Source organism: Burkholderia sp. ABCPW 11, from assembly GCF_001523445.1.
Taxonomy (GTDB): Bacteria; Pseudomonadota; Gammaproteobacteria; order Burkholderiales; family Burkholderiaceae; genus Burkholderia.
This window is the reverse complement of the sequence record NZ_LOVM01000004.1, coordinates 150,981-173,645: the sequence shown is the minus strand read 5'-3', so window position 1 is coordinate 173,645 and position 22,665 is coordinate 150,981. Positions and strand designations below refer to the sequence as shown.

General features: G+C 67.5%; 23 protein-coding genes. 11 read left to right on the top strand and 12 right to left on the bottom strand.

Annotated features, from left to right (window positions below; all coding sequences use genetic code 11):
* Window positions 1–9: 9 nt before the first annotated feature.
* The 6 genes from WS61_RS03400 to WS61_RS03375 all read right to left on the bottom strand — a co-directional run bounded on the left by WS61_RS03400 (window position 10) and on the right by WS61_RS03375 (window position 7,023).
* On the bottom strand, window positions 10–1,554 hold the full coding sequence (locus tag WS61_RS03400; protein ID WP_034207975.1) for a 2-isopropylmalate synthase: 1,545 nt from the start codon (window positions 1,552–1,554) through the stop codon (window positions 10–12).
* Window positions 1,555–1,876: 322 nt separating this feature from the next.
* Entirely contained in the window at window positions 1,877–2,749 is an 873-nt protein-coding gene (gene pssA, locus WS61_RS03395) for a CDP-diacylglycerol--serine O-phosphatidyltransferase (protein WP_059499235.1), read from the bottom strand.
* A 15-nt stretch (window positions 2,750–2,764) separates the two neighbouring features.
* A complete protein-coding gene (locus WS61_RS03390) occupies window positions 2,765–3,409 on the bottom strand; it encodes a phosphatidylserine decarboxylase (RefSeq protein ID WP_006491035.1) in 645 nt (214 codons plus the stop codon).
* A 127-nt stretch (window positions 3,410–3,536) separates the two neighbouring features.
* Window positions 3,537–4,553: a ketol-acid reductoisomerase gene (gene ilvC / locus WS61_RS03385; RefSeq protein WP_059499234.1), complete on the bottom strand. Its 1,017-nt coding sequence runs from the start codon at window positions 4,551–4,553 to the stop codon at window positions 3,537–3,539.
* A gap of 103 nt (window positions 4,554–4,656) precedes the next feature.
* Window positions 4,657–5,148, bottom strand: coding sequence for an acetolactate synthase small subunit (ilvN, locus tag WS61_RS03380; protein WP_034207977.1), 492 nt, complete (start codon window positions 5,146–5,148; stop codon window positions 4,657–4,659).
* Window positions 5,149–5,259: 111 nt separating this feature from the next.
* On the bottom strand, window positions 5,260–7,023 hold the full coding sequence (locus WS61_RS03375) for an acetolactate synthase 3 catalytic subunit (RefSeq protein WP_059499233.1): 1,764 nt from the start codon (window positions 7,021–7,023) through the stop codon (window positions 5,260–5,262).
* 355 nt (window positions 7,024–7,378) lie between these two features.
* Here WS61_RS03375 and WS61_RS03370 point away from each other — a divergent pair, with 355 nt between their 5' ends.
* The 11 genes from WS61_RS03370 to WS61_RS03320 all read left to right on the top strand — a co-directional run bounded on the left by WS61_RS03370 (window position 7,379) and on the right by WS61_RS03320 (window position 16,872).
* On the top strand, window positions 7,379–7,942 hold the full coding sequence (locus tag WS61_RS03370; RefSeq protein WP_027784998.1) for an RNA polymerase sigma factor: 564 nt from the start codon (window positions 7,379–7,381) through the stop codon (window positions 7,940–7,942).
* The gene (locus WS61_RS03365; RefSeq protein ID WP_059499232.1) at window positions 7,939–8,373 is read left to right on the top strand and encodes a DUF3619 family protein; all 435 of its coding nucleotides are present in this window, start codon (window positions 7,939–7,941) and stop codon (window positions 8,371–8,373) included. The genes WS61_RS03370 and WS61_RS03365 overlap by 4 nt, the downstream gene beginning before the upstream one ends.
* A 26-nt stretch (window positions 8,374–8,399) precedes the next feature.
* Window positions 8,400–9,161, top strand: a complete 762-nt coding sequence (locus WS61_RS03360) for a DUF3106 domain-containing protein (RefSeq protein ID WP_059499231.1) — start codon at window positions 8,400–8,402, stop codon at window positions 9,159–9,161.
* A gap of 6 nt (window positions 9,162–9,167) precedes the next feature.
* Entirely contained in the window at window positions 9,168–9,674 is a 507-nt protein-coding gene (locus WS61_RS03355) for an RDD family protein (protein ID WP_059499230.1), read from the top strand.
* 223 nt (window positions 9,675–9,897) lie between these two features.
* On the top strand, window positions 9,898–10,836 hold the full coding sequence (locus WS61_RS03350; protein WP_059499229.1) for a UDP-2,3-diacylglucosamine diphosphatase: 939 nt from the start codon (window positions 9,898–9,900) through the stop codon (window positions 10,834–10,836).
* Between the two features lie 30 nt (window positions 10,837–10,866).
* Complete coding sequence (locus WS61_RS03345) at window positions 10,867–11,901, top strand: glycosyltransferase family 1 protein (RefSeq protein WP_059499228.1); 1,035 nt, start codon at window positions 10,867–10,869, stop codon at window positions 11,899–11,901.
* Window positions 11,898–12,434: a diacylglycerol kinase gene (locus tag WS61_RS03340; RefSeq protein WP_059499227.1), complete on the top strand. Its 537-nt coding sequence runs from the start codon at window positions 11,898–11,900 to the stop codon at window positions 12,432–12,434. Before WS61_RS03345 ends, WS61_RS03340 begins: the two co-directional genes overlap by 4 nt.
* Window positions 12,435–12,634: 200 nt before the next feature.
* Complete coding sequence (locus tag WS61_RS03335; RefSeq protein ID WP_034207986.1) at window positions 12,635–13,393, top strand: TetR/AcrR family transcriptional regulator; 759 nt, start codon at window positions 12,635–12,637, stop codon at window positions 13,391–13,393.
* A complete protein-coding gene (locus WS61_RS03330) occupies window positions 13,390–13,971 on the top strand; it encodes a TIGR00730 family Rossman fold protein (RefSeq protein ID WP_059499226.1) in 582 nt (193 codons plus the stop codon). Before WS61_RS03335 ends, WS61_RS03330 begins: the two co-directional genes overlap by 4 nt.
* Before the next feature lie 20 nt (window positions 13,972–13,991).
* On the top strand, window positions 13,992–14,753 hold the full coding sequence (locus tag WS61_RS03325; RefSeq protein WP_059499225.1) for an SDR family oxidoreductase: 762 nt from the start codon (window positions 13,992–13,994) through the stop codon (window positions 14,751–14,753).
* 226 nt (window positions 14,754–14,979) lie between these two features.
* Entirely contained in the window at window positions 14,980–16,872 is a 1,893-nt protein-coding gene (locus tag WS61_RS03320; RefSeq protein WP_059499224.1) for a glycosyltransferase family 39 protein, read from the top strand.
* A 141-nt stretch (window positions 16,873–17,013) separates the two neighbouring features.
* Here WS61_RS03320 and WS61_RS03315 read toward each other — a convergent pair whose 3' ends face one another.
* The 6 genes from WS61_RS03315 to sugE form a co-directional block, all read right to left on the bottom strand.
* On the bottom strand, window positions 17,014–17,631 hold the full coding sequence (locus WS61_RS03315; RefSeq protein WP_059499223.1) for a DUF924 family protein: 618 nt from the start codon (window positions 17,629–17,631) through the stop codon (window positions 17,014–17,016).
* A complete protein-coding gene (locus tag WS61_RS03310) occupies window positions 17,628–18,359 on the bottom strand; it encodes an alanyl-tRNA editing protein (RefSeq protein WP_059499222.1) in 732 nt (243 codons plus the stop codon). The genes WS61_RS03315 and WS61_RS03310 overlap by 4 nt, the downstream gene beginning before the upstream one ends.
* Before the next feature lie 103 nt (window positions 18,360–18,462).
* The gene (locus WS61_RS03305) at window positions 18,463–18,873 is read right to left on the bottom strand and encodes a group II truncated hemoglobin (RefSeq protein WP_059499221.1); all 411 of its coding nucleotides are present in this window, start codon (window positions 18,871–18,873) and stop codon (window positions 18,463–18,465) included.
* Between the two features lie 41 nt (window positions 18,874–18,914).
* Window positions 18,915–21,530 carry an ABC transporter permease gene (locus WS61_RS03300; protein WP_257126772.1) on the bottom strand — a complete coding sequence of 872 codons (2,616 nt, stop codon included), beginning with the start codon at window positions 21,528–21,530 and terminating at the stop codon, window positions 18,915–18,917.
* A complete protein-coding gene (locus WS61_RS03295; protein WP_034207994.1) occupies window positions 21,527–22,144 on the bottom strand; it encodes a DUF4126 domain-containing protein in 618 nt (205 codons plus the stop codon). The genes WS61_RS03300 and WS61_RS03295 overlap by 4 nt, the downstream gene beginning before the upstream one ends.
* 199 nt (window positions 22,145–22,343) lie before the next feature.
* Window positions 22,344–22,664 carry a quaternary ammonium compound efflux SMR transporter SugE gene (gene sugE / locus WS61_RS03290; protein WP_034208737.1) on the bottom strand — a complete coding sequence of 107 codons (321 nt, stop codon included), beginning with the start codon at window positions 22,662–22,664 and terminating at the stop codon, window positions 22,344–22,346.
* Window position 22,665 lies beyond the last annotated feature (1 nt).

The following is a 22,665-nucleotide window of genomic DNA, read 5'->3' as shown; positions in this document are numbered from 1 at the left end:
GCGCGGCGCTTACGAGCGCTGCGGGTTGACCTTGTCGTCCTTCGAATGCAGCTTGTTCAGCGCCGAAATATATGCCTTCGCGGACGCGGCGACGATATCCGGATCGGTACCGACGCCGTTGACGATCCGCCCGCTCTTCGACAGACGGACGGTCACTTCGCCCTGCGCCTGCGTGCCGGTCGTGATCGCGTTCACCGAGTACAGCAGCAGCTCGGACCCGCTGCCGACTTCGCCCTCGATCGCATTGAACGTCGCATCGACCGGACCGTTGCCGCGCGCCTCGCCGGTCACTTCCTTGCCTTCGACCGCGAACACGACCTTCGCCTGCGGCTGCTCGCCCGTTTCCGAACGCTGCGACAGCGACACGAACTTGAAGTGCTCCTGCTCCTGCGCGAGCGCCGATTCCTCGGACACGATCGCGATGATGTCCTCGTCGAAGATCTCCGCCTTGCGGTCGGCCAGATCCTTGAAGCGCATGAACGCGGCATTCAATTCGGCTTCGCTGTCGAGCGATACGCCAAGCTCCTGCAGGCGCTGCTTGAACGCGTTGCGGCCCGACAGCTTGCCGAGCACGATCTTGTTCGCGGTCCAGCCCACGTCTTCCGCACGCATGATCTCGTACGTGTCGCGCGCCTTGAGCACGCCGTCCTGGTGAATGCCCGACGCGTGCGCGAATGCATTCGCGCCGACCACCGCCTTGTTCGGCTGCACGACGAAGCCGGTGATCTGCGACACGAGCTTCGACGTCGGCACGATCTGCGACGTGTCGATACCGACGTCGAGACCGAAGTAGTCCTTGCGCGTCTTCACCGCCATCACGATTTCTTCGAGCGACGTGTTGCCCGCGCGCTCGCCGAGACCGTTGATCGTGCACTCGACCTGACGCGCGCCGCCGATCTTCACGCCGGCGAGCGAATTCGCCACCGCCATCCCGAGGTCGTTATGGCAGTGCACCGAGAAGATCGCCTTGTCCGAGTTCGGAATGCGCTCGCGCAGCGTCTTCACGAGGTTGCCGTAGAGCTCCGGCACACCGTAGCCGACCGTGTCGGCGATGTTGATCGTCGTCGCGCCTTCGGCGATCACGGCTTCCAGCACGCGGCACAGGAAATCCATGTCCGAACGGCTGCCGTCTTCCGGCGAGAACTCGACGTTGTCGGTGAACTTGCGCGCGAAACGCACCGCGAGGCGCGCCTGCTCGAACACCTGATCGGGCGTCATCCGCAGCTTCTTTTCCATGTGCAGCGGCGACGTCGCGATGAACGTGTGGATCCGGAAGCTGTTGGCCGGCTTCAGTGCGTCGGCCGCGCGCTGGATGTCCTTGTCGTTGGCCCGCGCCAGCGAGCAGATCGTGCTGTCCTTCACGAGACCGGCGATCGTGTGGATCGCGTCGAAATCGCCGTTCGAGCTGGCGGCGAAGCCGGCCTCGATCACGTCGACCTTCATCCGCTCGAGGTGCTTCGCGATGCGGATTTTCTCTTCCTTCGTCATCGACGCACCGGGCGATTGCTCGCCGTCACGCAACGTCGTATCGAAAATGATCAGCTTGTCTGTCATGGGGGCTCCAGGGCTCTTTTATACGGAAGTCAAACGTAACGAGATCGCGCCACCGCTGGCGACGTTCAACAACAGACGAGGCTTGAGACGGAGGGCGAGAACGGTCAGCGCGGCAGGCGCGCCAAAGCTAGCGCGCGTAGCGGCGCACCGGCTAGAAGGAGGGAGAGGTGGAAAAAGGCAGTCATGCCGAAGACTATAGCGACATTCCGTTGGCCGCGCAATCGGACGGCACCCGGGAATCGACGTGGCCGGGCTCGAAAAAGGGCCAAATGAAAACGGCGGCCCCGAGGCCGCCGCTTCCGGGCAAATCGCAGCGTCGGCGTCAGTGATCGCGCTGCGACGAGCGCGCCGGATTCGCGCGCCCGCGGACGGCCGTGTAGGCCCAGAACACATAGCCGGACAACCCGTACAGCACGAACAGGCAGAACAGCATCAGCGGCGGATCGGACGACACGAGCACGAACGCGACGACGACGAGCAGGATCGCCGCGAACGGCACGCGGTGCCGTACGTCGAGCGCCTTGCCGCTGTAGAACGGCGCGTTCGACACCATCGTCACGCCCGCGTAGATCGTCAGCACGAAGGCGACCCACGGCAGCCAGCCGAGCTTCATCGGCACGCGGTTGTCGGTCGCGAGCCACACGAAGCCCGCGATCAGCGCGGCGGCGGCCGGGCTCGGCAGCCCCTGGAAAAAGCGCTTGTCGACCACGCCGATGTTCGTGTTGAAGCGCGCGAGACGCAGCGCAGCGCCCGAGCAATAGACGAACGCGGCGAGCCAGCCCCAGCGGCCGAGATCCTTCAGTACCCACTCGTACATTACGAGCGCGGGCGCCACGCCGAACGACACCATGTCCGACAGGCTGTCGAACTGCTCGCCGAACGCGCTCTGCGTATGCGTCATGCGCGCCACGCGCCCGTCCATCCCGTCGAGCACCATCGCGACGAAAATCGCGATCGCGGCGATCTCGAAGCGCACGTTCATCGCCTGCACGACCGCGAAGAAGCCGCAGAACAGCGCGGCGGTCGTGAATGCGTTCGGCAGCAGATAGATGCCGCGCGTCTTCAGGAACCGCTGGCGCGCGGCACGGCGGCTTTCGAGCGGCGCCTGATCGGGCGCCATCACCTTGTTGCGGCGGAACGGGCGTGGCGTCTGGCTGGAGCCATTGCGCGGCCGACGCGGTTTGAATGCGGCCATCGTGCGCCCCGCCCGTTACTGCTCGAGCTCGGCGAGGATCGTCGACGACGCGTAGACCTTCTCGCCGATCGACACCTTCGCGCGGCTGCCGAGCGGCAGGTACACGTCGACGCGCGAACCGAAGCGGATGAAACCGTAGCGCTGGCCACGCGACAGCGGCTCGCCGGCACGGACGTAGCAGAGGATCCGGCGCGCGATCAGGCCGGCGATCTGCACGGACGTGACGGTCTTGCCGCTCGCCGTCTGGATCACGACCGCGTTGCGCTCGTTCTCGGTCGACGCCTTGTCGATCGCCGCGTTCAGGAACGCGCCCGGGAAATACTCGACCTTGCTGATCGCGCCATCGACCGGCGAACGCTGCGAATGGACATTGAAGACATTCATGAACACGCTGATCTTCAGCGCTTCGCGGTTCGCGTACGGATCCTGCGCGGTCTCGACCGCGACGATGCGGCCGTCTGCCGGGCACAGCACCGCGTTCGGCTGCGCCGGGATCGGGCGCTGCGGATCGCGGAAGAACTGGACGACGAAGACGAGCAGCAGCCAGAACGGCCACGCGAAGCCGAAGCCCCCGACGGCATGGATCAACAGCGCGATGACGGCTGCAATCGCGATGAACGGCCAGCCTTCGCGCGCGATGATCGGATGAGGATAGTTCATGGATTCGTTCTGTGTTCGGTGAATTGCAAAGCCCGTAGCATAACAAAAGCCGCCCGGGGCACTGCTGCCTTCGGACGGCTTTTTGATGCCGGCCCTTCGCTCGAAGGGCCGGAACAGCACGTGGTGCTTAGTTCTTCGTCTGGTCGACCAGCTTGTTCTTCGCGATCCACGGCATCATCGCACGCAGCTTCGCGCCGACCTGCTCGATCTGGTGCTCGGCCGTCAGGCGGCGGCGCGACTGCAGCGTCGGCGCGCCTGCCTTGTTTTCGAGAATGAAGCTCTTCGCGTACTCGCCCGTCTGGATGTCGGTCAGGCACTGCTTCATCGCCTTCTTCGTCTCTTCCGTGACGACGCGCGGGCCGGTCACGTACTCGCCGTACTCGGCGTTGTTCGAGATCGAGTAGTTCATGTTCGCGATGCCGCCTTCGTAGATCAGGTCGACGATCAGCTTCAGTTCGTGCAGGCACTCGAAGTACGCCATTTCCGGCGCGTAGCCGGCTTCGACCAGCGTCTCGAAACCCGCCTTGATCAGCTCGACGGTACCGCCGCACAGCACGGCCTGCTCGCCGAACAGGTCGGTTTCGGTTTCTTCACGGAAGTTCGTCTCGATGATGCCGGCACGGCCGCCGCCGTTCGCCGCCGCATACGACAGCGCGATGTCGCGTGCCGCGCCCGACTTGTTCTGCGCAACCGCGATCAGGTGCGGCACGCCGCCGCCTTGTGCATACGTGCCGCGCACGGTGTGGCCCGGGGCCTTCGGCGCGATCATGATCACGTCGAGGTCGGCGCGCGGGATCACCTGGCCGTAGTGGACGTTGAAGCCGTGCGCGAATGCCAGCGCCGCGCCCTGCTTGATGTTCGCGTGCACTTCCTTCGCGTACACGTCGGCGATCTGCTCGTCCGGCAGCAGCAGCATCACGACGTCCGCGCCCTTCACCGCTTCCGCGACTTCCTTCACTGCGAGACCGGCGTTTTCGGCCTTGCTCCACGACGCGCCGCCCTTGCGAAGGCCGACCGTCACGTTCACGCCGCTGTCCTTCAGGTTCAGTGCGTGCGCATGGCCTTGCGAGCCGTAGCCGATGATCGTGACTTGCTTGCCCTTGATGAGGGAGAGGTCGGCGTCTTTGTCGTAGAAAACGTTCATGATGGTTCCTTCGCTAATTCAAAAATTCAACAATTCGTTCGGATGGGGTACTGCGGGCCGGGACATGACGGCGCACCCGGCGTGCCTTCTTGCAATATCGGCATCACACCTTCAGGATGCGCTCGCCGCGTCCGATGCCGGAGCTGCCGGTCCGCACGGTCTCGAGGATCGCGGTGGCGTCCAGCCCCTGGATGAATGCGTCGAGCTTGTCGCTCGCGCCCGTCAATTCGATCGTGTAGGTCTTCTCGGTCACGTCGATGATGCGGCCGCGGAAAATGTCCGACATCCGCTTCATTTCTTCGCGCTCCTTGCCCACTGCACGTACCTTGATCAGCATCAGCTCGCGTTCGATGTGTGCACCGTCGGTCAGGTCCACCACTTTCACCACCTCGATCAGGCGGTTCAGATGCTTCGTGATCTGTTCGATCACGTCGTCCGAGCCAATGGAAACGATGGTCAGCCGCGACAGCGATTGGTCTTCGGTCGGCGCCACCGTCAAGGTTTCGATGTTGTAGCCGCGTGCGGAAAAGAGACCGACCACGCGCGACAGCGCGCCCGGTTCGTTTTCCAGCAGGACGGAAATGATGTGTCTCATGTTCGCTTCTTCCAGAATGTGTCCGTGTCGATTCACTCGCGCCGCGCGCCGTCGCGTGCCGCGCCGCCCTTCGTGAAGGCGGCCGCATCGCGCGCTGCGCGCGTCGCGCCGTTACAGATCTTCCGATCCGAGCAGCATCTCGGTGATGCCCTTGCCGGCCTGTACCATCGGCCAGACGTTTTCGGTCGGATCGGTCTGGAAGTCGAGAAACACGGTGCGGTCCTTCAGGCGCAGCGCTTCCTTCAGCGCCGGCTCCACATCCGAAGTCTTTTCGATCCGCATGCCGACATGGCCGTACGCTTCGGCGAGCTTCACGAAATCGGGCAGCGCATCCATGTACGAATGCGAATAGCGCTTGCTGTATTCGATCTGCTGCCACTGGCGGACCATGCCGAGGTAGCGGTTGTTCAGCGAAATGATCTTCACGGGCGTGTCGTACTGCAGGCAGGTCGACAGTTCCTGGATGCACATCTGGATCGAGCCTTCACCCGTGATGCACAGCACGTCGTCGTCCGGATGGGCCATCTTGACGCCCATCGCCGCCGGCAGGCCGAAGCCCATCGTGCCGAGGCCGCCGGAGTTGATCCAGCGACGCGGCTTGTTGAAACGGTAGAACTGCGCGGCCCACATCTGGTGCTGGCCGACGTCCGAGCACACGAACGCGTTGCCGTCCGTCAGCTCCCACGCCTTCTCGACCACGTATTGCGGCTTGATGATCTCGCTTTCGCGGTCGTACTTCAGGCAGTCCTTCGCGCGCCAGCTCTCGATGTCCTTCCACCATTGCGCGAGCGCCTCGGTGTCGGGGCCGTGTTCGGCCGTCTGCAGTTGCTCGATCAGCTCCTTCAGCACTTCCTTCACGTCGCCGACGATCGGGATGTCGACCTTCACGCGCTTCGAGATCGACGACGGGTCGATGTCGATATGGATGATCTTGCGCGGACGCGACGCGAAGTGGGCCGGATCGCCGATCACGCGGTCGTCGAAGCGCGCGCCGATCGCGATCAGCACGTCGCAGTGCTGCATCGCCATGTTCGCTTCGTAGGTGCCATGCATGCCGAGCATGCCGAGGAATTTCCTGTCCGACGCGCGATAGCCGCCGAGGCCCATCAGCGTGTTCGTGACCGGGTAGCCGAGCAGGTCCGCGAACTGGTTCAGTTCACGCGACGCGTCGGCGAGGATGATGCCGCCACCCGTGTAGATGTACGGGCGCTTCGCCGTCAGCAACAGCGACACGGCCTTGCGGATCTGGCCCGAATGGCCCTTCGTGACGGGGTTGTACGAACGCAGCGACACGCTCTTGATCGGCTCGTACTGGCACGGCGTCTTCGAGATGTCCTTCGGGATGTCGATCAGCACCGGGCCCGGACGGCCGGTGCGGGCGATGTAGAACGCCTTCTTGACGGTTTCCGCGAGGTCGCGCACGTCCTTCACGAGGAAGTTGTGCTTCACGCAGGGACGCGTGATGCCGACGGTGTCGCACTCCTGGAATGCGTCCTGACCGATCGCGGCCGTCGGCACCTGGCCGCTGATCACGACCATCGGGATCGAATCCATGTACGCCGTTGCGATGCCGGTCACCGCGTTGGTGACACCGGGGCCCGACGTCACGAGGCAGACGCCGACATTGCCGGTGGAGCGCGCATACGCATCGGCTGCGTGCACGGCCGCCTGTTCGTGGCGCACCAGCACGTGCTGAATCTTGTCCTGCTTGTACAGCTCGTCGTAAATGTAGAGAACCGAGCCGCCGGGATAGCCCCAGATGAATTCGACGTTTTCGTCGGCCAGTGCCTTCATGAGCACGGTACCGCCGATGGAGTCGCTATCGGGAGGGGAAAGGGGTTCCGACGTGGAGAATTCCGCGCTGGGCATGTTCATGTTGACCTTTCGAATTTTCGGCAAAAAATTGATCGGGTGCTCTCTGCCGGGCTTGTGGCTCGGGTTCAAGCGGCGCGTCTAGTTTGAAGGGCGGGCTTCTTGGGCCAGCCTCAAATGAGACCATCACTTCATGTTGCGAATCGCCGACGATAGCGGGTAGCGATTGAGCCGTCAAGCAAAATATCCCGCAGCGCATCATGCGCGCCGCCCGGCGCCCCGCCGGCGCGGTTCGCGCGCAACGTGCGGCGCCCGACCCGGTGCCAAGCCGCGCGAAAATTTGATAGCATCCGCGGGTTTTACGAAATTTTTCGACCATTTACACCACGCAGCGGGCCGCAGCGCATACCTTCACGGAATGGCATCAGACAAGGAACTCGCCGACTTTCTGGCGGGCGTCGAAAGGCGCGCGTTCAAGCAGGCCGCGTACGCCGTGCGTGACGACGATGCATCGCTCGACATCGTGCAGGACGCGATGATCAAGCTCGCTGAAAAGTACGGCGACCGGCCGGCGGCCGAGCTGCCGCTGCTTTTTCAGCGGATCCTGCAGAACGCGATCCACGACTGGTTCCGCCGGCAGAAGGTCCGCAACACGTGGGTGACGCTCTTCTCGTCGCTGAACAACACCGACGACGACGACTTCGACCCGCTCGAGACGCTCGAATCCGCGGACGACAACGCCGGCGTCGAGAGCAGCGAGCACCGCCTCGAAAGAGAGCAGGTTCTGGCCCTGATCGACGAGGAAATCCAGAAACTTCCGACGCGTCAACGGGAAGCGTTCCTGATGCGTTATTGGGAAGATATGGATGTCGCCGAGACTGCCGCCGCGATGGGGTGCTCCGAGGGCAGCGTCAAGACGCACTGCTCGCGAGCCACCCACACATTGGCGCAAGCGCTCAAGGCCAAAGGAATCACGCTATGAGCTCCGCTCCCGCAAACCGAGAACACGAATTCGCGCTGAAGGTGCGCCGCGCGCTGGACGAGCGCGCCGCCGCCCTGCCTGCCGCGACCACCGACCGGCTGGCCGTCGCCCGCCGGGCCGCGCTCGCGCGCAAGAAGCCCGAAGCCGCGAGTGCGCCGGTGTTCGTGCCGGCCTTCGCCGGCGCGGCCGGCGCCTATGGCCCGACGCCCGCGAACCGCCCGCAGGCCGGCCGCCTGTCGTTCGCGCGCCGGCTGCTGCGCGCATGGCCGCTCGCGTTGCTGCTCGCGGGGCTCGTCGGCATCGCGTACTGGGAAGACATGCAGCGCACCGCCGAACTCGCCGACATCGACGCGGCGATGCTCAGCGACGACCTGCCGCTCAACGCGTATCTCGACCACGGGTTCAACGCGTATCTTTCGCGCGCTCACTAACAGACAATAACGAGGGGATCGTACGGGTGAGTCAGAAGCGCGGCCTGGCCGTATTTTTCGGATGCGTGATCGCGATCGCCGTTTCCTACGTCGCCACGTATCCCCGATTTCACCCGGCCCCCGCGACGGCTCCCGTCGCGACCACCAGCCCCGCCGCGCCCGCGTCGACCGCAACCGGCCTGACCACCGAACTCCCCCCGCTGCCCCTGCCGCTGCCGGCCGCCGCGGGCCCGCTGTCGTGGGCGCGCCTCACGCCGGCGCAGCACGCAGCCCTCGCTCCGTTCGCCGACCAGTGGGACGGCTTCAGCGACGCCCGCAAGCGCAAATGGCTGAAGATCGCATCGCGTTTCGCGAAGTTATCGCCGGATGACCAGAAACGCCTGCAGGAGCGGATGACCGAATGGGCGAAGATGACGCCCGAGCAGCGCCGCGTCGCGCGCGAGAACTACCAGAGTGCGAAGGAGCTGTCCGCTCAGGCGCGCGAGCGCGCGTGGAAGGCCTACCAGCAACTCCCCCAAGAGCAGAAGGAACGGCTTGCCGCCGCCGAGCGCCGTCGCAAGCCGAGTGTCGTCAGCGCGCCGCCGACCGTCGCCGACCGTGACGTGCGCCGCCTCGTCAACGCGCACGAACACCCGGCGAGCGGCGCGGCGGCCGCCGCGGCGCCCGCGTCGGCCGGTGCCGCCGCGCAGCCGGCGCCCGCGTCGTCGACCTCCGGCACCGCATCCGCACCGGCCGCCGTGGCGCCGGTGTCGCCCGCCGACGCGCCCTCGCTGTTCAAGGGCTCCTGAGCGGCCGTGGCGAGCGCCCGCGCCCCCGAAACCCCGGCCGTCGCGCCGTCCGTACGGCGGCGCCTCGCCGCGCTGCTCTACGAAGGCGTACTGTTGTTCGGCGTCGTGTTCTTCGCCGGGCTCGCGTTCAGCCTCGCGACACGGCAACGCAACGGCCTCGTCCATCACAACCTGCTTGCCGCGTGGATCGCGCTCGTCGTCGGCGCGTATTTCGTGTGGTTCTGGACGCACGGCGGCCAGACGCTGCCGATGAAGACCTGGCGGCTACGGCTCGAATCGTCGAGCGGCCGGCCGCTGAGCGCCGGCCACGCGCTCGTCCGCTACGTGCTCGGCTGGCTGTGGTTCCTGCCGCCGCTCGCGCTGCACCCGCTCCTCGGACTGTCCGTACCCGTCACGCTCGCGCTCACCGCCGCATGGATCGTCGTGTGGGCCGGCGCCGCCCGGTTGCACGCCGATCGCCAGTTCCTGCACGACCGGATCGCGCGCACGCGCGTCGTCGCGATACCGCGCTAACGCACCGCATTCGTCAGACGAAATCCGCTCGTCCGGTGCGCTCGTCGAGCCGGACGGCCGTGCCGGACAAGCGACGATCGTTCGGTGCGGCAGGTTACGCAACGCCTGTCCATTCACTGCTAAACACCCTTCAACGGCCGTAATAAGAACGTCTCGTGACTGTCACGGCACAGTCACGCCCGCATGGCGGAATGCCGGTAATGTCAACCGGCGCGAGTCATGCATGGGCCAGAAAACGTCCGCGACCTCACTGTTTCGTCACCCCATCGGCGCTCGCGCCGCCACTGCGTTCCTGTCCGGCTCGGGGGCAACCGACGGCGTGGTGTCGCAAAAGCCGCCCGTCGCGCACACCACGCAGCACGAGGACCCCGAACCGTCCGCCCATCGCTACCGCACCATCTGGCTGTCCGACATCCACCTCGGCTCGAGCGGCTGTCAGGCGCCCTACCTGCTGGACTTCCTGCGTCACAACGACTCGGAATACCTGTACCTCGTCGGCGACATCATCGACGGCTGGCAGTTGAAGAAAGGCTGGTACTGGCCGCAGGCACACAACGACGTCGTGCAGAAGATCCTGCGCAAGGCGCGCAAGGGCACGCAGGTGGTCTACATCCCCGGCAACCACGACGAAGGCGCGCGGCAGTTCTGCGATCTCGCGTTCGGCGACATCCAGGTGCGCGGCGAGGCATTCCACACGACGCTCGCAGGCAAACGTTTGTGGATCGTGCACGGCGACCTGTTCGACGGCGTGATCCAGCACGCGAAATGGCTCGCGTACCTCGGCGACACGCTCTACACGCTGATCCTCGTGCTGAACCGCTGGTTCAACCGGATCCGCAGCCGGCTGGGCTTCCAGTACTGGTCGCTGTCGCAGTACCTGAAGCACCAGGTAAAGAACGCGGTCAACTTCATCTCGCAGTTCGAGACCGTGATGACCGACGAGGCCCGCCGCCGCGGCTGCGACGGCGTCGTGTGCGGCCATATCCACAAGGCCGAGATCCGCGACATCGACGGCGTGCTGTACTGCAACGACGGCGACTGGGTCGAAAGCCTGTCCGCGCTCGTCGAAACGATGGAAGGCGAACTGAAGATCGTCTACTGGACGGTGATGCGCTCCGCGCCGTCGGAGACCACGTCGCGCAAGGCCAAGGCCGCTGCCTGACACAACCTTACTTACAGGACAGATGCCGCGATGAAGATCATGATCGTCACCGATGCGTGGGAACCGCAGGTCAACGGCGTCGTGCGCACGCTGAAAAGCACGTCGCGCGAACTCACGGCGCTCGGCCACCGCGTCGAACTGCTGACGCCGCTGGAATTCCGCACGGTGCCCTGCCCGACCTACCCCGAGATCCGCCTGTCGATCCTGCCGTACCGCAAGCTGCGCGCGCGGATCGATGCGTTCGCGCCCGACGCGCTGCACATCGCGACCGAAGGCCCGCTCGGACTGGCCGCCCGGCGCTATGCACGCGCCCGCAAGCTGCCGTACACGACCGCCTACCACACGCGCTTTCCGGAATACGTGCAGGCGCGCTTCGGTATTCCGCTCGCCGCGACCTACCGCTTCCTGCACTGGTTCCACGGCCCGTCGCTCGCGGTGATGGCGCCGACGCCGGTCGTCAAGCAGGATCTCGAGAAATACGGCTTCACGAACGTGGTGCTGTGGACGCGCGGCGTCGATCTCGACATCTTCCATCCGATGGAGTCGAAGGTGCTCAATACCGCGCGGCCGATCTTCCTGTACGTGGGCCGCGTCGCGATCGAGAAGAACGTCGAGGCGTTCCTGCGCCTCGATCTGCCCGGCTCGAAATGGGTCGCGGGCGAAGGCCCCGCGCTCGCGGAGCTGAAGTCGCGCTACCCGGAGGCGAACTATCTCGGCGTGCTGTCGCAGGCCGAACTCGCGAAGGTGTATGCTGCGGCCGACGTGTTCGTGTTCCCGAGTCGCACCGACACGTTCGGCCTCGTGCTGCTCGAGGCGCTCGCCTGCGGCACGCCGGTGGCCGCGTATCCCGTCACGGGCCCGATCGACGTGCTCAGCGGAGGCGACGCCGGCGCGATGCACGAGGACCTGCAGGAAGCCTGCCTCGAGGCGCTGAAGATCGAACGCACGACTGCGCGCGCGTGGGCGGAACGCTTCTCGTGGCGCGCGGCATCCGAGCAGTTCGCGTCGCATCTGAAGCCGCTGCCGAAGACCGCGTACTCGCCCGCCGAAGGTGCCGCCGTTTGAAACGAGACCTGAACGACAAGACCCCGCCCTTTAACGCAACGCCGCAACGGCACCGGCCGTTCGACGAGGAAGAGCCGCACGCCGAAACGGACGCGCATCCGCATGAGCCGCTCGGCCCCGACGATCGGCTGACGCCGCTGCCGCCGAACCCGTACAAGCGCCACCGCGGCATCACGCGTGCGTGGTTCGCGCTCAAGCATTCGCTGAATGGCTTTCGCGTCGCGATCCGCGAGGAAAGCGCGTTTCGCCAGGAGCTCACGCTCGCCGCGCTGATGCTGCCGATCGGCGCCTTCGCGCCGGTGCCGGCCGCGTCGCGCGCGCTGCTGATCGCCTCGGTGCTGCTGGTGCTGATCGTCGAGCTGCTGAACTCGAGCGTCGAAGCCGCGATCGACCGCATCTCGCTCGAGCGCCACGAACTCTCGAAGCGCGCGAAGGACCTCGGCAGCGCGGCCGTGACGGTCGCGCTGTTCGCGTGCGTGACGACCTGGGGCTTCGTGCTCGGCCCGGTCGTCGCACGCTGGCTCGGCTTCTAGCCCTGCCGGGCGCCTGCCCCGGCCACCCGCATGCGGCGCCGCACCATGCGCCGCGCGGGGCCGCGATCACGAAATGCCCCGATGTGGCGAAACCCCGGTTTATAATCGTCCGCTAGACATAGAACAGCAACCCGCGCCGGACGAATCACGCAGCATCGATTGCAGCGCCCGCCAGTCCGGCACACACAGGGCCGGACGACATGGAAGCGAAACCTCCCCGCCGCACCCGCGAACGGATTCTCGAGTTGTCGTTGAAACTCTTCAACGAGATCGGCGAGCCGAACGTCACCACCACGACGATCGCCGAGGAAATGGAAATCAGTCCAGGCAACCTGTACTACCATTTCCGCAACAAGGACGACATCATCAACAGCATCTTCGCGCAGTTCGAGCAGCAGATCGAACGGCGGCTGCGCTTCCCCGAAGATCACCGTCCGACGATCGACGAAACCTGGTCGTACCTGCAGTACATGGCCGATTTCATGTGGACCTACCGGTTCCTGTATCGCGACCTCAACGACCTGCTCGCACGCAACCGCACGCTCGAGACGCACTTCAAGCAGATCATCAGCCACAAGGTGCGCTTCGCGCACGACATGTGCGAACTGCTCGTCTCCGACGCCGAAATGGTCGCGACGCCCGCCGAGATCGAAGTCATCGCGACCAACATGGCGGTGATCTCGACGTACTGGCTGTCGTACCAGTACGTGATGCATCCGCGCAAATACAACGACCAGGACGCGATCCGCGAAGAGCTGCACCAGGTGAGCATGCACGTGATCTCGATCATGGCCCCGTACCTGCGCGGCCGCTCGCGCCAGCTGTTCGACGATCTGGTCTCCGGCAAGCTGCCCAAGCGCCAGTTCTCCGACTACCTGCCGCCGCGCGACGGTTCGCCGCGCCCGGCCGGCGGGCCCGTCGCCACCGGTCAAGCCGCCGCCAAGGACGCCAAGCAATGAAGGCGGTCTGCGTTTACTGCGGCTCGTCGTCCGGCGTGCGGCCCGTCTATGCCGATGCCGCGCGCGCATTCGGCCGCGCGCTGGTCGACGAGGGCCTCACGCTCGTGTACGGCGGCGGCCGCGTCGGCCTGATGGGTGTGATCGCCGACGAAGTGATGGCGGCCGGCGGCCGTGCGGTCGGCGTGATCCCCGAGCTGCTCGTCGACAAGGAAGTCGGCCATACGGGGCTGTCGGAACTGCACGTGGTGCCCGACATGCACCATCGCAAGAAGATGATGGCCGACCTCTCCGATGCGTTCGTCGCGATGCCCGGCGGCGCCGGCACGCTCGAGGAGCTCTTCGAGGTCTACACGTGGGCGCAGCTCGGCTATCACCGCAAGCCCGTCGCGCTCTACAACATCGATGCGTTCTACGATCCGCTGATCGCGCTGTTGCGTCATACGGTCGACGAAGGCTTCATGCGGCCGGCCTACTTCGACGCGCTGTGCGTCGAATCGGAACCGGCCGGGCTGATCGAGCGGCTGCGCCGCTACCAGCCGCCCGCCCGCGACAAGTGGGCACCCGACGCAGCGAAGTAACCCTCACCGGAACCCGCACGATGACCGCACCGTCCGACCGCAAGGCCGTCCTCATCACCGGCGCGAGCCGTGGCATCGGCCGCGCGACCGCCGTGCTCGCGGCCGAACGCGGCTGGGACGTCGGCATCAACTACGCGCGCGACGCGGCGGCGGCCGAACGGACCGCGCAGGCCGTGCGCGACGCGGGCGGCCGCGCGTGCATCGTCGCGGGCGATGTCGCGAACGAGGCGGACGTCGTCGCGATGTTCGACACCGTTGCCGCCGAATTCGGGCGGCTCGACGCGCTGGTCAACAATGCAGGCATCGTCGCGCCGTCGATGCCGCTCGCCGACATGCCGGTCGACCGGCTGCGGCGGATGTTCGATACCAACGTGCTCGGCGCCTACCTGTGTGCGCGCGAAGCCGCGCGCCGGCTGTCCACCGACCGCGGCGGCCGCGGCGGCGCGATCGTCAACGTGTCGTCGATCGCGTCGCGGCTCGGCTCGCCGAACGAGTACGTCGACTACGCGGGCTCGAAAGGCGCGGTCGATTCGCTGACGATCGGCCTGGCAAAGGAACTCGGCCCGCACGGCGTGCGCGTGAACGCGGTGCGCCCCGGCCTGATCGAGACCGACATTCATGCAAGCGGCGGCCAGCCGGACCGTGCGGCCCGTCTCGGCGCGCAGACACCGCTCGGTCGCGCGGGCGAAGCGCAGGAGATCGCCGAGGCGATCGTGTGGCTGCTCGGCGATACGGCGTCCTACACGACAGGCGCCCTGCTCGACGTCGGCGGCGGCCGCTAAGCTGACGCGCGGCGCAACAATACGGCGGTCGAAACCGCCCCGTGGTCACAGCGCCACAAATCTCCACAATTCCGTGACAGTTTCAGTAAACGTCCGTAACAATTCCGTGTTTTACTAGCGGGCATTCGGACGGGTGTCTTGAACACGCTGTCCGTTACCCGGATATAGCCCCTTATCGGTCCTGCCCATGTCGCCGGACCGGCTCGCTCGACCCGAGATCTTTTCCATGCCTGGAACCGCAGCGCCCAGCCGGCGACGCACGCCCGTGCCCGCCCCGGCTGCGCACACCCGCTCGACCGCCGATACCGACGTCATCGCGACGCTGGACGTCGCCGGCACGCCCGTCGCCGCGTCGATCGCCGTCACCCACACCCCACGCGAGCGCTCGCTGCTGCTCGGCTGGCGCACATGGCTGTTCGTCGTCGCACTGGTGTGTGCGTACACGCTGCCCGGCGTGCTCGGGCACGATCCGTGGAAACAGGACGAAACCTATACGTTCGGCATCATCCAGCACATGCTCGAGACCGGCGACTTCGTCGTGCCGACCAATGCCGGCCTGCCGTTCATGGAAAAGCCGCCGCTTTACGCGTGGGTCGCGACCAGCCTCGCGTGGCTGCTGCAGCGCGTGATGCCGCTGCACGACGCGGCGCGCCTCGCGAGCGCGCTGTTCGCCGCGCTCGCGTTCGGCTTCATCGCGCGCGCGGCCCGCGTGGCCAGCCGGGCGGACGACTGGTTCGACCTGCGCGTGCTCGGCCCGGTCGTGCTGAGCGCGGGCACGCTCGTCGTCATCAAGCACGTGCACGACATGATGACGGACGTCGCGCTGTTTGCCGGCACGGCAATGGGGTTCTGCGGGCTGCTCGAACTCGTGATGCAGCACGTCGCACGTGCGCAGCAGATGCGGCACGGGCTGCCGGCGCATCCGGCGAGCCGCTGGGCCGCGCCGATCTTCGGCGCGGGCGTCGGCGTCGCGTTGATGGCGAAAGGGCTGTTCGTGCCGCTCGTATTCGCGGCCACGCTTTCCTGCACGCTGGCGCTCTATCCTGCCTGCCGCACCCGCTCGTTCGCACGCGCGCTCGGCATTGCCGCGCTCGTGTTCGCGCCGTTCGCACTGATCTGGCCGACCGCCCTGTTCCTGCGCTCGGAAACGCTGTTCATGACGTGGTTCTGGGACAACAACGTCGGCCGCTTCTTCGGCTTCTCCGTTCCCGAACTGGGCGCCGAAAACGACAAGCCGTTCTTCATCCTGCGTGCGTTCCTGCTCGTCGGCTTCCCGGTCGCGCCGCTCGCGATCGTCGCGCTCGCCCGCGGCGCATGGCGCGACTGGCGCGCGCCGCGCATCGCGCTGCCCGTGCTGTTCGCCGGTATCGGGCTCGTGGTGCTGCAGGTGTCCGCGACGTCGCGCCAGCTCTACATCCTGCCGTTCTTCGCCCCGCTCGCGCTGGTCGCCGCGCAGGCGATCGACCGCCTGCCGCGCCGGCTGCATCTCGCGTGGGATTACCTGAGCCGCATCCTGTTCGGCACGGTCGTCGTGCTCGCATGGGCGATCTGGGCGGTGATGGCCGATCCGGCTGCGTCGCATGCCGATCTCGCGCTACTCGGCCGCTGGCTGCCGCTCGACTGGACGATGCCGATCCAGCCCGCGCTCGTGACCGGCGCGCTCGCGCTGACGGTCGGCTGGCTGACGCTGCTGCCGTCGCTGCGCACGACGGGCCTGTGGCGCGGCGCGCTGTCGTGGGGCGCCGGCGCGCTCGTCGCGTGGGGGCTGATCTATACGCTGCTGCTGCCGTGGCTCGACGTCGCGAAGAGCTATCGCTCGGTGTTCGACGACCTGAACGCGCATCTCGCGCTCGAATGGAACGACGGCGACTGCATGGCGAGCCTGCACGGGCTCGGCGAATCGGAAGCGCCGATGTTGTACTACTTCTCCGGCATCCAGCACACGCCGATCGACGACGCGAAGACGACGCGCTGCACGTGGATGATCGTGCAGGGCGTACGGGCCGTCGATCCGGCGCCCGGCAACGAATGGAAGCTGTTCTGGACCGGCGCCCGCCCGGGCGACAACGCGGAACTACTGCGCGTCTACGTACGCACGCCCGAACAGCACCTGCAGTGACACGGGGCGGCGCGATGCGCCGTCCTGCCTGCCGTTACTTTCCGCTTCGGCACAGGCCGCGCGCTTTGCGCGATGCCGGCCGGCGGCACGAATCCGCCAGCGTCACGGACTCGCCGCCCCTTCCGTCGTCACACCCGATCGTCAGAACGACGAGCCGGGCTCCCGTAGAAACGCCGTTTCCTCGTCGGTCGACGCGCGACCGAGAATCGCGTTCCGGTGCGGAAAGCGGCCGAAGCGCTCGACGACCGCCGCATGCAGCAACGCGAAGCGGTGATAACCCTCGCACCCGGCCTCGTCGCGGATGCCCGCGCACAGGCGCACGGCCTCGCGCTGGCTCTCGACCGATTCGTCGTGCTCGAACGGCAGATACGCGAATGCACGATGATGTCCGCTCGGCAACTGTGCGTCCCAGCCAGCCGCGACGACGCGACGGGCGAGCGCAAGCGCCTTCGGATCGGCGGCAAACGCGCGCGGCGTGCCGCGATGGATGTTGCGCGAGAACTGGTCGAGTACGACGATCAACGCCAGCGCGCCCTCCGGCGAACCGGCCCAGTGATCGCAGGCGCCGTCGCACGCGGCGTCGAGCAGCGCGCCGTAACGCGTGCGCAGCACGTCGTCGAACGCCGCACCGCCGTTGAACCAGATCTTGCGTTCGTGCCCGAATTCGGCCGAGCCCGGCTCACCGAACCAGAAATCGAGAATCTCCCGTGCCTGTGGATCGAGCGCCGCCGCGCCCGCTTTCCCGGTATCGATCGTCATGCAAACTCCAGTACGAGGCGCCGTGTGCGCGCGCTCTTCTTTTCCAGTTTCGCGACCCGCAGCCCGCCGATTTCGGACGTGTTGCGCACATGCGTGCCGCCGCACGGCTGCAGGTCGACGTTTTCGATGCGCAGCAGCCGCACGCGGCCGAGGCCCATCGGCGGCTTCACGCTCATCGTGCGCACGAGTTCGGGCCGCTCGGCCATCTCGTCGTCGGTGATCCATTCGGTCGTGACCGGATGCGCGCCGCCGACGAGGCTCGCGAGGCGCCGCTCGACGTCGTCGCGGTCGATCGCGTCGGACGTCGCGAAATCGAGCCGCACGTAGTCGGCCGTCACGCTGCAGCCGTCGACTGCGTACGGCAGCACCGCGCACATCAGGTGCGCGGCCGTGTGCAGGCGCATGTGCCGGTAGCGACGCAGCCAGTCGATCGCGGCAACCACGCGCGTGCCGGGACCAAGCGTCGCCACGCGCGCCTCCTGGCCCGGCGCGGGCACGTGCACGGCGTCGTCGGGCGTCGCGCCGTCGAACTTCGCCTTGCGCGTATCGGCAATCGCGATCGTGCTGCCGTCGGGCAGCGTCAGCGTGCCGGCGTCGCCGGCCTGGCCGCCGCCGAGCGGATAGAACACCGTGCGATCGAGCCGGATGCCATCGTCGCCGACGGCCTGGACGATCGCCTCGCATTGCGTGAGGTACGCGTCTTCGCGAAACAGCGCTTGTGTCGTCATCGAGGGACCTCGTATCGATGGGGGAAACGGCCAGTGTCGCGCCGGGCTGCACGGGCGCCCAGACGCAGATCGTCCCGCGCGCGGGCAGCGGCGTACCGGTCGATCAACCGGGCCGGTTGCGCATCCAGTCGGCCGTGTCGTAGAACGAATGCATGAGCCGCTCGCGCAGCGGCTCCGGCAACCCGACATCCTCCATCGCCCACGCCATGCAGCGCAGCCACTGGTCGCGCTCGACCGACGCGATCGGGAACGGCAGGTGCCGCGCGCGCAGCCGGGGATGGCCGAACCGGCTGATGTAGTGGTCGGGACCGCCGAGCCAGCCGCACAGGAACCAGAACAGCTTGTCGCGCGACCCGTCGAGCGACTGCGGATGCAGCGCACGAATCTGCGCGAACTCGGGTTCGAGGTCCATCAGGTCGTAGAAGCGGTCCACCATTTCGCGCACGCGGGCTTCGCCGCCCACGAGTTCGAACGCCGTCGGCTGCGACGGCGCATCGTCATTCACATCGGTCATACGGATTGTCGGAAAACGGGATCTTCGGGCTGCGGCGACGCTCAGGCGTCGCGCAGCGACTGCAGCGCGGGGCGCCGCAACACATTATGCAGGCTCAGCCAGCCGGCCGCACCGGCGCAGACGACGCCGGCCGCGATGCCGGCCGGCACGAGCCACGGATCGACGGCGAGCTGGAAGTCGAACACGCGCGACGCGAGCACCCAGCCGACCGCGATCGCGCCCGCCGACGCGAGCGCGCCGGCCAGCGCGCCGACCACGATGAATTCCGCGCGCTGCACCGCATTGACCTGCGCGCGCGACGCGCCGAGCGCGCGCAGCAGCGCGGCCTCGCGCACGCGCTCGTCGCGCGAGCCGGCGAGCGCCGTATACAGCACGAGCACGCCGGCCGCGAGCGTGAACGCAAACAGGAACTGCACCGCCCCGACCACCTGCAGCATCATCCGCTGCAACTGCGCGAGGATCGGCGCGACGTCGATCGCGGTTAGGTTCGGGTAGCGCGCGATCAGCGGATCGAGCAGCGCGGCGTCCGATGCCGGCAGATGGAAGCTCGTCAGATAGACGGCCGGAAAATCCTTCAGCACCGGCGGCGGCATCAGCACGAAGAAGTTGACGCGGAACGAGCCCCAGTCGAGCTTGCGCACGCTCGTGACCGGCGCATCGACCGTCAGCCCCGTCACGTCGAAGCGCAGCGTGTCGCCCGGCTTCACGTTCAGCGTCTTCGCCAGGCCGGCTTCGATCGAGATCTGCGGCGTGGCCGCAGTACCGAACCAGTCGCCTTCGACGATCCGGTTGTCGGACGGCAGTTCGGTCGTATACGACAAGTTGAATTCGCGATCGACGAGCCGGCGGGCCTCTTCGGACGGGTACGCGTCCGGATTCACCGGCTTGCCGTTGATCGCGACGAGGCGGCCGCGCACCATCGGCGCCGGTACGGCGTCACGCACGCCGTGCGCGGCCAGATAGGCCGCGACATCGGCGCGCTGGTCTGGCTGGATGTCGATCAGGAACTGGTTTGGCGCGTCGGGCGGCGTCGACTGCCGCCAGCCCGCCACGAGGTCGTTGCGCGTGATCGCGATCAGCAGCAGGCACATCAGGCCGAGCGCGAGCGCGGTGATCTGCAGCGCGCTGGCCGTGCCGCGCCGGTGCAGCGACGCCAGCGCGTATCGCCAGCCGACGCCCGCGGCCACGCGCGCATCGCGCACCGCGCGCGCGGCCGCGAACAGCACGAGCCGGGCGATCAGCGCGAACCCGACCAGCGCGCCGGCGAAGCCGCCCGCGACGATCAGGCCGAGTTTCAGGTTGCCGGCAGCCGCGATCAGCAGCCCCGCGAACAGCACGACACCGATCGCATACGCGGCCCACGCGGTGCGCGATGCGTCGCCCCACTCGCGCCGCAGCACGCGCACCGGCGGCACGCGCGTGAGCGGCACGAGCGGCGGCAGCGCGAAACCGAGCAGCAGCACGAGCGCCGCGCCCATGCCGATCAGCGCCGGCCACAGCGTCGGCGGCGGCAGCACGACGTCGATCAGGCTGCCGAGCGCGGCCAGCAACGCCCAGTGGCCGCCATAGCCGAGCACCGCGCCTGCGGCGCCCGACGCGATGCCGACGCCGGCGAATTCGAGCGCGAACAGCGCGCCGAGCGTGCGGCGGCTCACGCCGAGGCAGCGCATCGTCGCGCAGCCGTCGAGATGGCGCCGCATGTAGCGCTGCGCGGCCATCGCAATCGCGACCGCCGCGAGCAGCGCAGTCAGCAAGGCGACGAGCGTCAGGAAATGGCGTGCGCGATCCAGTGTCTGCCGCACCTGCGGCTGCCCTTCCTGCAACGACTCGAGCCCGACGCCGCGCAGTTTCCCGCCGTCGACGCGCGCGTGTGCATACGCTTCGAAGCGCGCGACGGCCGGTGCGTCGCCGGCGACCAGCAGCCGGTACGTGACGCGGCTGCCGTAGCCCGTGAGCCCGGTCGCGGCGAGCTCGTCCGCGCGCATCATCAGCCGCGGGGAAAAATTGACGAACGAAAAGCCGCGATCGAGCTCGCGGACAATCGCGGCGGCGACCGTAAACGTGCGCAACCCGACGCGCACCGTATCGCCCGCCTTGAGGTGCAGCGCGTCGAGCAGCGCCGGGTCGGCCCATACGGTGCCGGGCGCGGGAATCGCGGTCGCCTTCCGCGCGACGGTCGCGCCGGCCGGCAGGATCTCGACCGCGCCGCGCAGCGGATAGCCGGACGACACGGCCTTCACGGCCGCGAGGCGCGACGGCGCCGCGTCGGTGGCCTGCCCGCCCGCGGCGGACGCGATCATGCTCGGGAAGATGGCCGTCGTCGCGGTACGCAGGCCGAGCGCGCGGGCCTGCCGGTCGAACGACGGATCGACGGGGCGATCAGCGCGCACGACGAAATCGGCGCCGAGCATCTGGCGCGCGTCGCGCTCGAGCCCCTGGCGCAGCCGGTCGGCGAGAAAGCCGACGCTCGTCAGCGCCGCGACCGCGAGCACCAGCGCGAGGACCAGCAGCGTCAGTTCGCCCGCGCGCCAGTCGCGCGCGGTCATCCGGGCAGCCTGGCGGATCAGGTCGCGCAGGCCGAAGCGGCCCGCATGCGCGTGCCCGTCATGGCCGGGTTGCCCGGCCGGCGGCTGCACCGCGTGTTGCGGCCCCTTCAATCGCGTTTTCCTCCGATCGAGTTGAGCCGCGACACCATGTGATTCGCCATCCCGCGAAAACCGCCCGACACGCCGCGCCACAGGCGCGGCAGCGCCCATGCCGACGCCGCGACGAACGCGGCGAGCAGCACGAGGAATGCGAGCGGAACGAAGAACGCGAGGACCAGCCCGCCGACCACGAGACCGTCCTCGGTCGATGACGCGACCCAGTTCGAAATCGGTTCGGGAGACAGGTTGATCAGCGCGCGCGTGCCGGCCTTCGCGACGTGCGCGGCGCCGGCAAGCGAGCCGCCGGCGAGCCCCGCGACCGCCAGCATGGTCGGATCGGCATGGCCGAGCGCGCCGGCCGCGAGCACGGCGCCGGCCGGAATGCGGATGAAGGTGTGCACGGCATCCCACAGCGAGTCGAACGCGGGGATCTTGTCGGCAAGGAATTCGGTCACGGCGAGCACGGCCGCGGCGCCGATGACCCACGGCGACGTCAGCACGGCCAGCGTGTCGGGCAGGTGGAGCCAGCCGAACCGCGCCAGCACGCCGGCGATCAGCACCGTCAGGTACAGGCGCAGGCCGCTCGCCCACGCGAGTCCCGCGCCGAGCGAAATGGCTTCGATCATGGCCCTCTCCTTGCACTTTCCGTGCGTTTTGCCGATTGATCGGATCGGGTCGGACAGACCGGCCGCGCGGCGCGTGGCGACCGGCACCGCGTACCGCGAGCAGCACGACGGTATTCAGGCCCGAATGCGTTCCATTATAGACAGGCCGGACGGGCGGCCGGCGCAATTCCGCGGCGGGGCCGCGCCCGGGACACCGTCGTCAGGCGGCCGACGACAGCTTCAGGCCGACCAGCCCCGCGACGATCAGCGCCGCGCTCGCGACACGCGCGACGGTCAGCGCCTCGCCCATCATCACGATGCCGAACACGAACGCGCCGACCGCGCCGATGCCCGTCCACACCGCGTACGCGGTGCCGAGCGGCAACTGGCGCATCGCGACCGCGAGCAGCCCGAAGCTGGCCAGCGCCGTCACGATCGTAAACAGCGACGGACCGAGCTTCGTGAAGCCGTCCGACGATTTCAAGCCGGCCGCCCAGGCCACTTCCAGCAAACCGGCGATCAACAACCATACCCACGCCATC

What these genes read in the sequence shown, in the direction of transcription:
- WS61_RS03400 (WP_034207975.1), bottom strand. Translation starts at nt 1,554, where the DNA reads ATGACAGACAAGCTGATCATTTTCGATACGACGTTGCGTGACGGCGAG.
- pssA (WP_059499235.1), bottom strand. Translation starts at nt 2,749, where the DNA reads ATGGCCGCATTCAAACCGCGTCGGCCGCGCAATGGCTCCAGCCAGACG.
- WS61_RS03390 (WP_006491035.1), bottom strand. Translation starts at nt 3,409, where the DNA reads ATGAACTATCCTCATCCGATCATCGCGCGCGAAGGCTGGCCGTTCATC.
- ilvC (WP_059499234.1), bottom strand. Translation starts at nt 4,553, where the DNA reads ATGAACGTTTTCTACGACAAAGACGCCGACCTCTCCCTCATCAAGGGC.
- ilvN (WP_034207977.1), bottom strand. Translation starts at nt 5,148, where the DNA reads ATGAGACACATCATTTCCGTCCTGCTGGAAAACGAACCGGGCGCGCTG.
- WS61_RS03375 (WP_059499233.1), bottom strand. Translation starts at nt 7,023, where the DNA reads ATGAACATGCCCAGCGCGGAATTCTCCACGTCGGAACCCCTTTCCCCT.
- WS61_RS03370 (WP_027784998.1), top strand. Translation starts at nt 7,379, where the DNA reads ATGGCATCAGACAAGGAACTCGCCGACTTTCTGGCGGGCGTCGAAAGG.
- WS61_RS03365 (WP_059499232.1), top strand. Translation starts at nt 7,939, where the DNA reads ATGAGCTCCGCTCCCGCAAACCGAGAACACGAATTCGCGCTGAAGGTG.
- WS61_RS03350 (WP_059499229.1), top strand. Translation starts at nt 9,898, where the DNA reads ATGGGCCAGAAAACGTCCGCGACCTCACTGTTTCGTCACCCCATCGGC.
- WS61_RS03345 (WP_059499228.1), top strand. Translation starts at nt 10,867, where the DNA reads ATGAAGATCATGATCGTCACCGATGCGTGGGAACCGCAGGTCAACGGC.
- WS61_RS03335 (WP_034207986.1), top strand. Translation starts at nt 12,635, where the DNA reads ATGGAAGCGAAACCTCCCCGCCGCACCCGCGAACGGATTCTCGAGTTG.
- WS61_RS03330 (WP_059499226.1), top strand. Translation starts at nt 13,390, where the DNA reads ATGAAGGCGGTCTGCGTTTACTGCGGCTCGTCGTCCGGCGTGCGGCCC.
- WS61_RS03325 (WP_059499225.1), top strand. Translation starts at nt 13,992, where the DNA reads ATGACCGCACCGTCCGACCGCAAGGCCGTCCTCATCACCGGCGCGAGC.
- WS61_RS03320 (WP_059499224.1), top strand. Translation starts at nt 14,980, where the DNA reads ATGCCTGGAACCGCAGCGCCCAGCCGGCGACGCACGCCCGTGCCCGCC.
- WS61_RS03315 (WP_059499223.1), bottom strand. Translation starts at nt 17,631, where the DNA reads ATGACGATCGATACCGGGAAAGCGGGCGCGGCGGCGCTCGATCCACAG.
- WS61_RS03310 (WP_059499222.1), bottom strand. Translation starts at nt 18,359, where the DNA reads ATGACGACACAAGCGCTGTTTCGCGAAGACGCGTACCTCACGCAATGC.
- WS61_RS03305 (WP_059499221.1), bottom strand. Translation starts at nt 18,873, where the DNA reads ATGACCGATGTGAATGACGATGCGCCGTCGCAGCCGACGGCGTTCGAA.
- WS61_RS03295 (WP_034207994.1), bottom strand. Translation starts at nt 22,144, where the DNA reads ATGATCGAAGCCATTTCGCTCGGCGCGGGACTCGCGTGGGCGAGCGGC.
- sugE (WP_034208737.1), bottom strand. Translation starts at nt 22,664, where the DNA reads ATGGCGTGGGTATGGTTGTTGATCGCCGGTTTGCTGGAAGTGGCCTGG.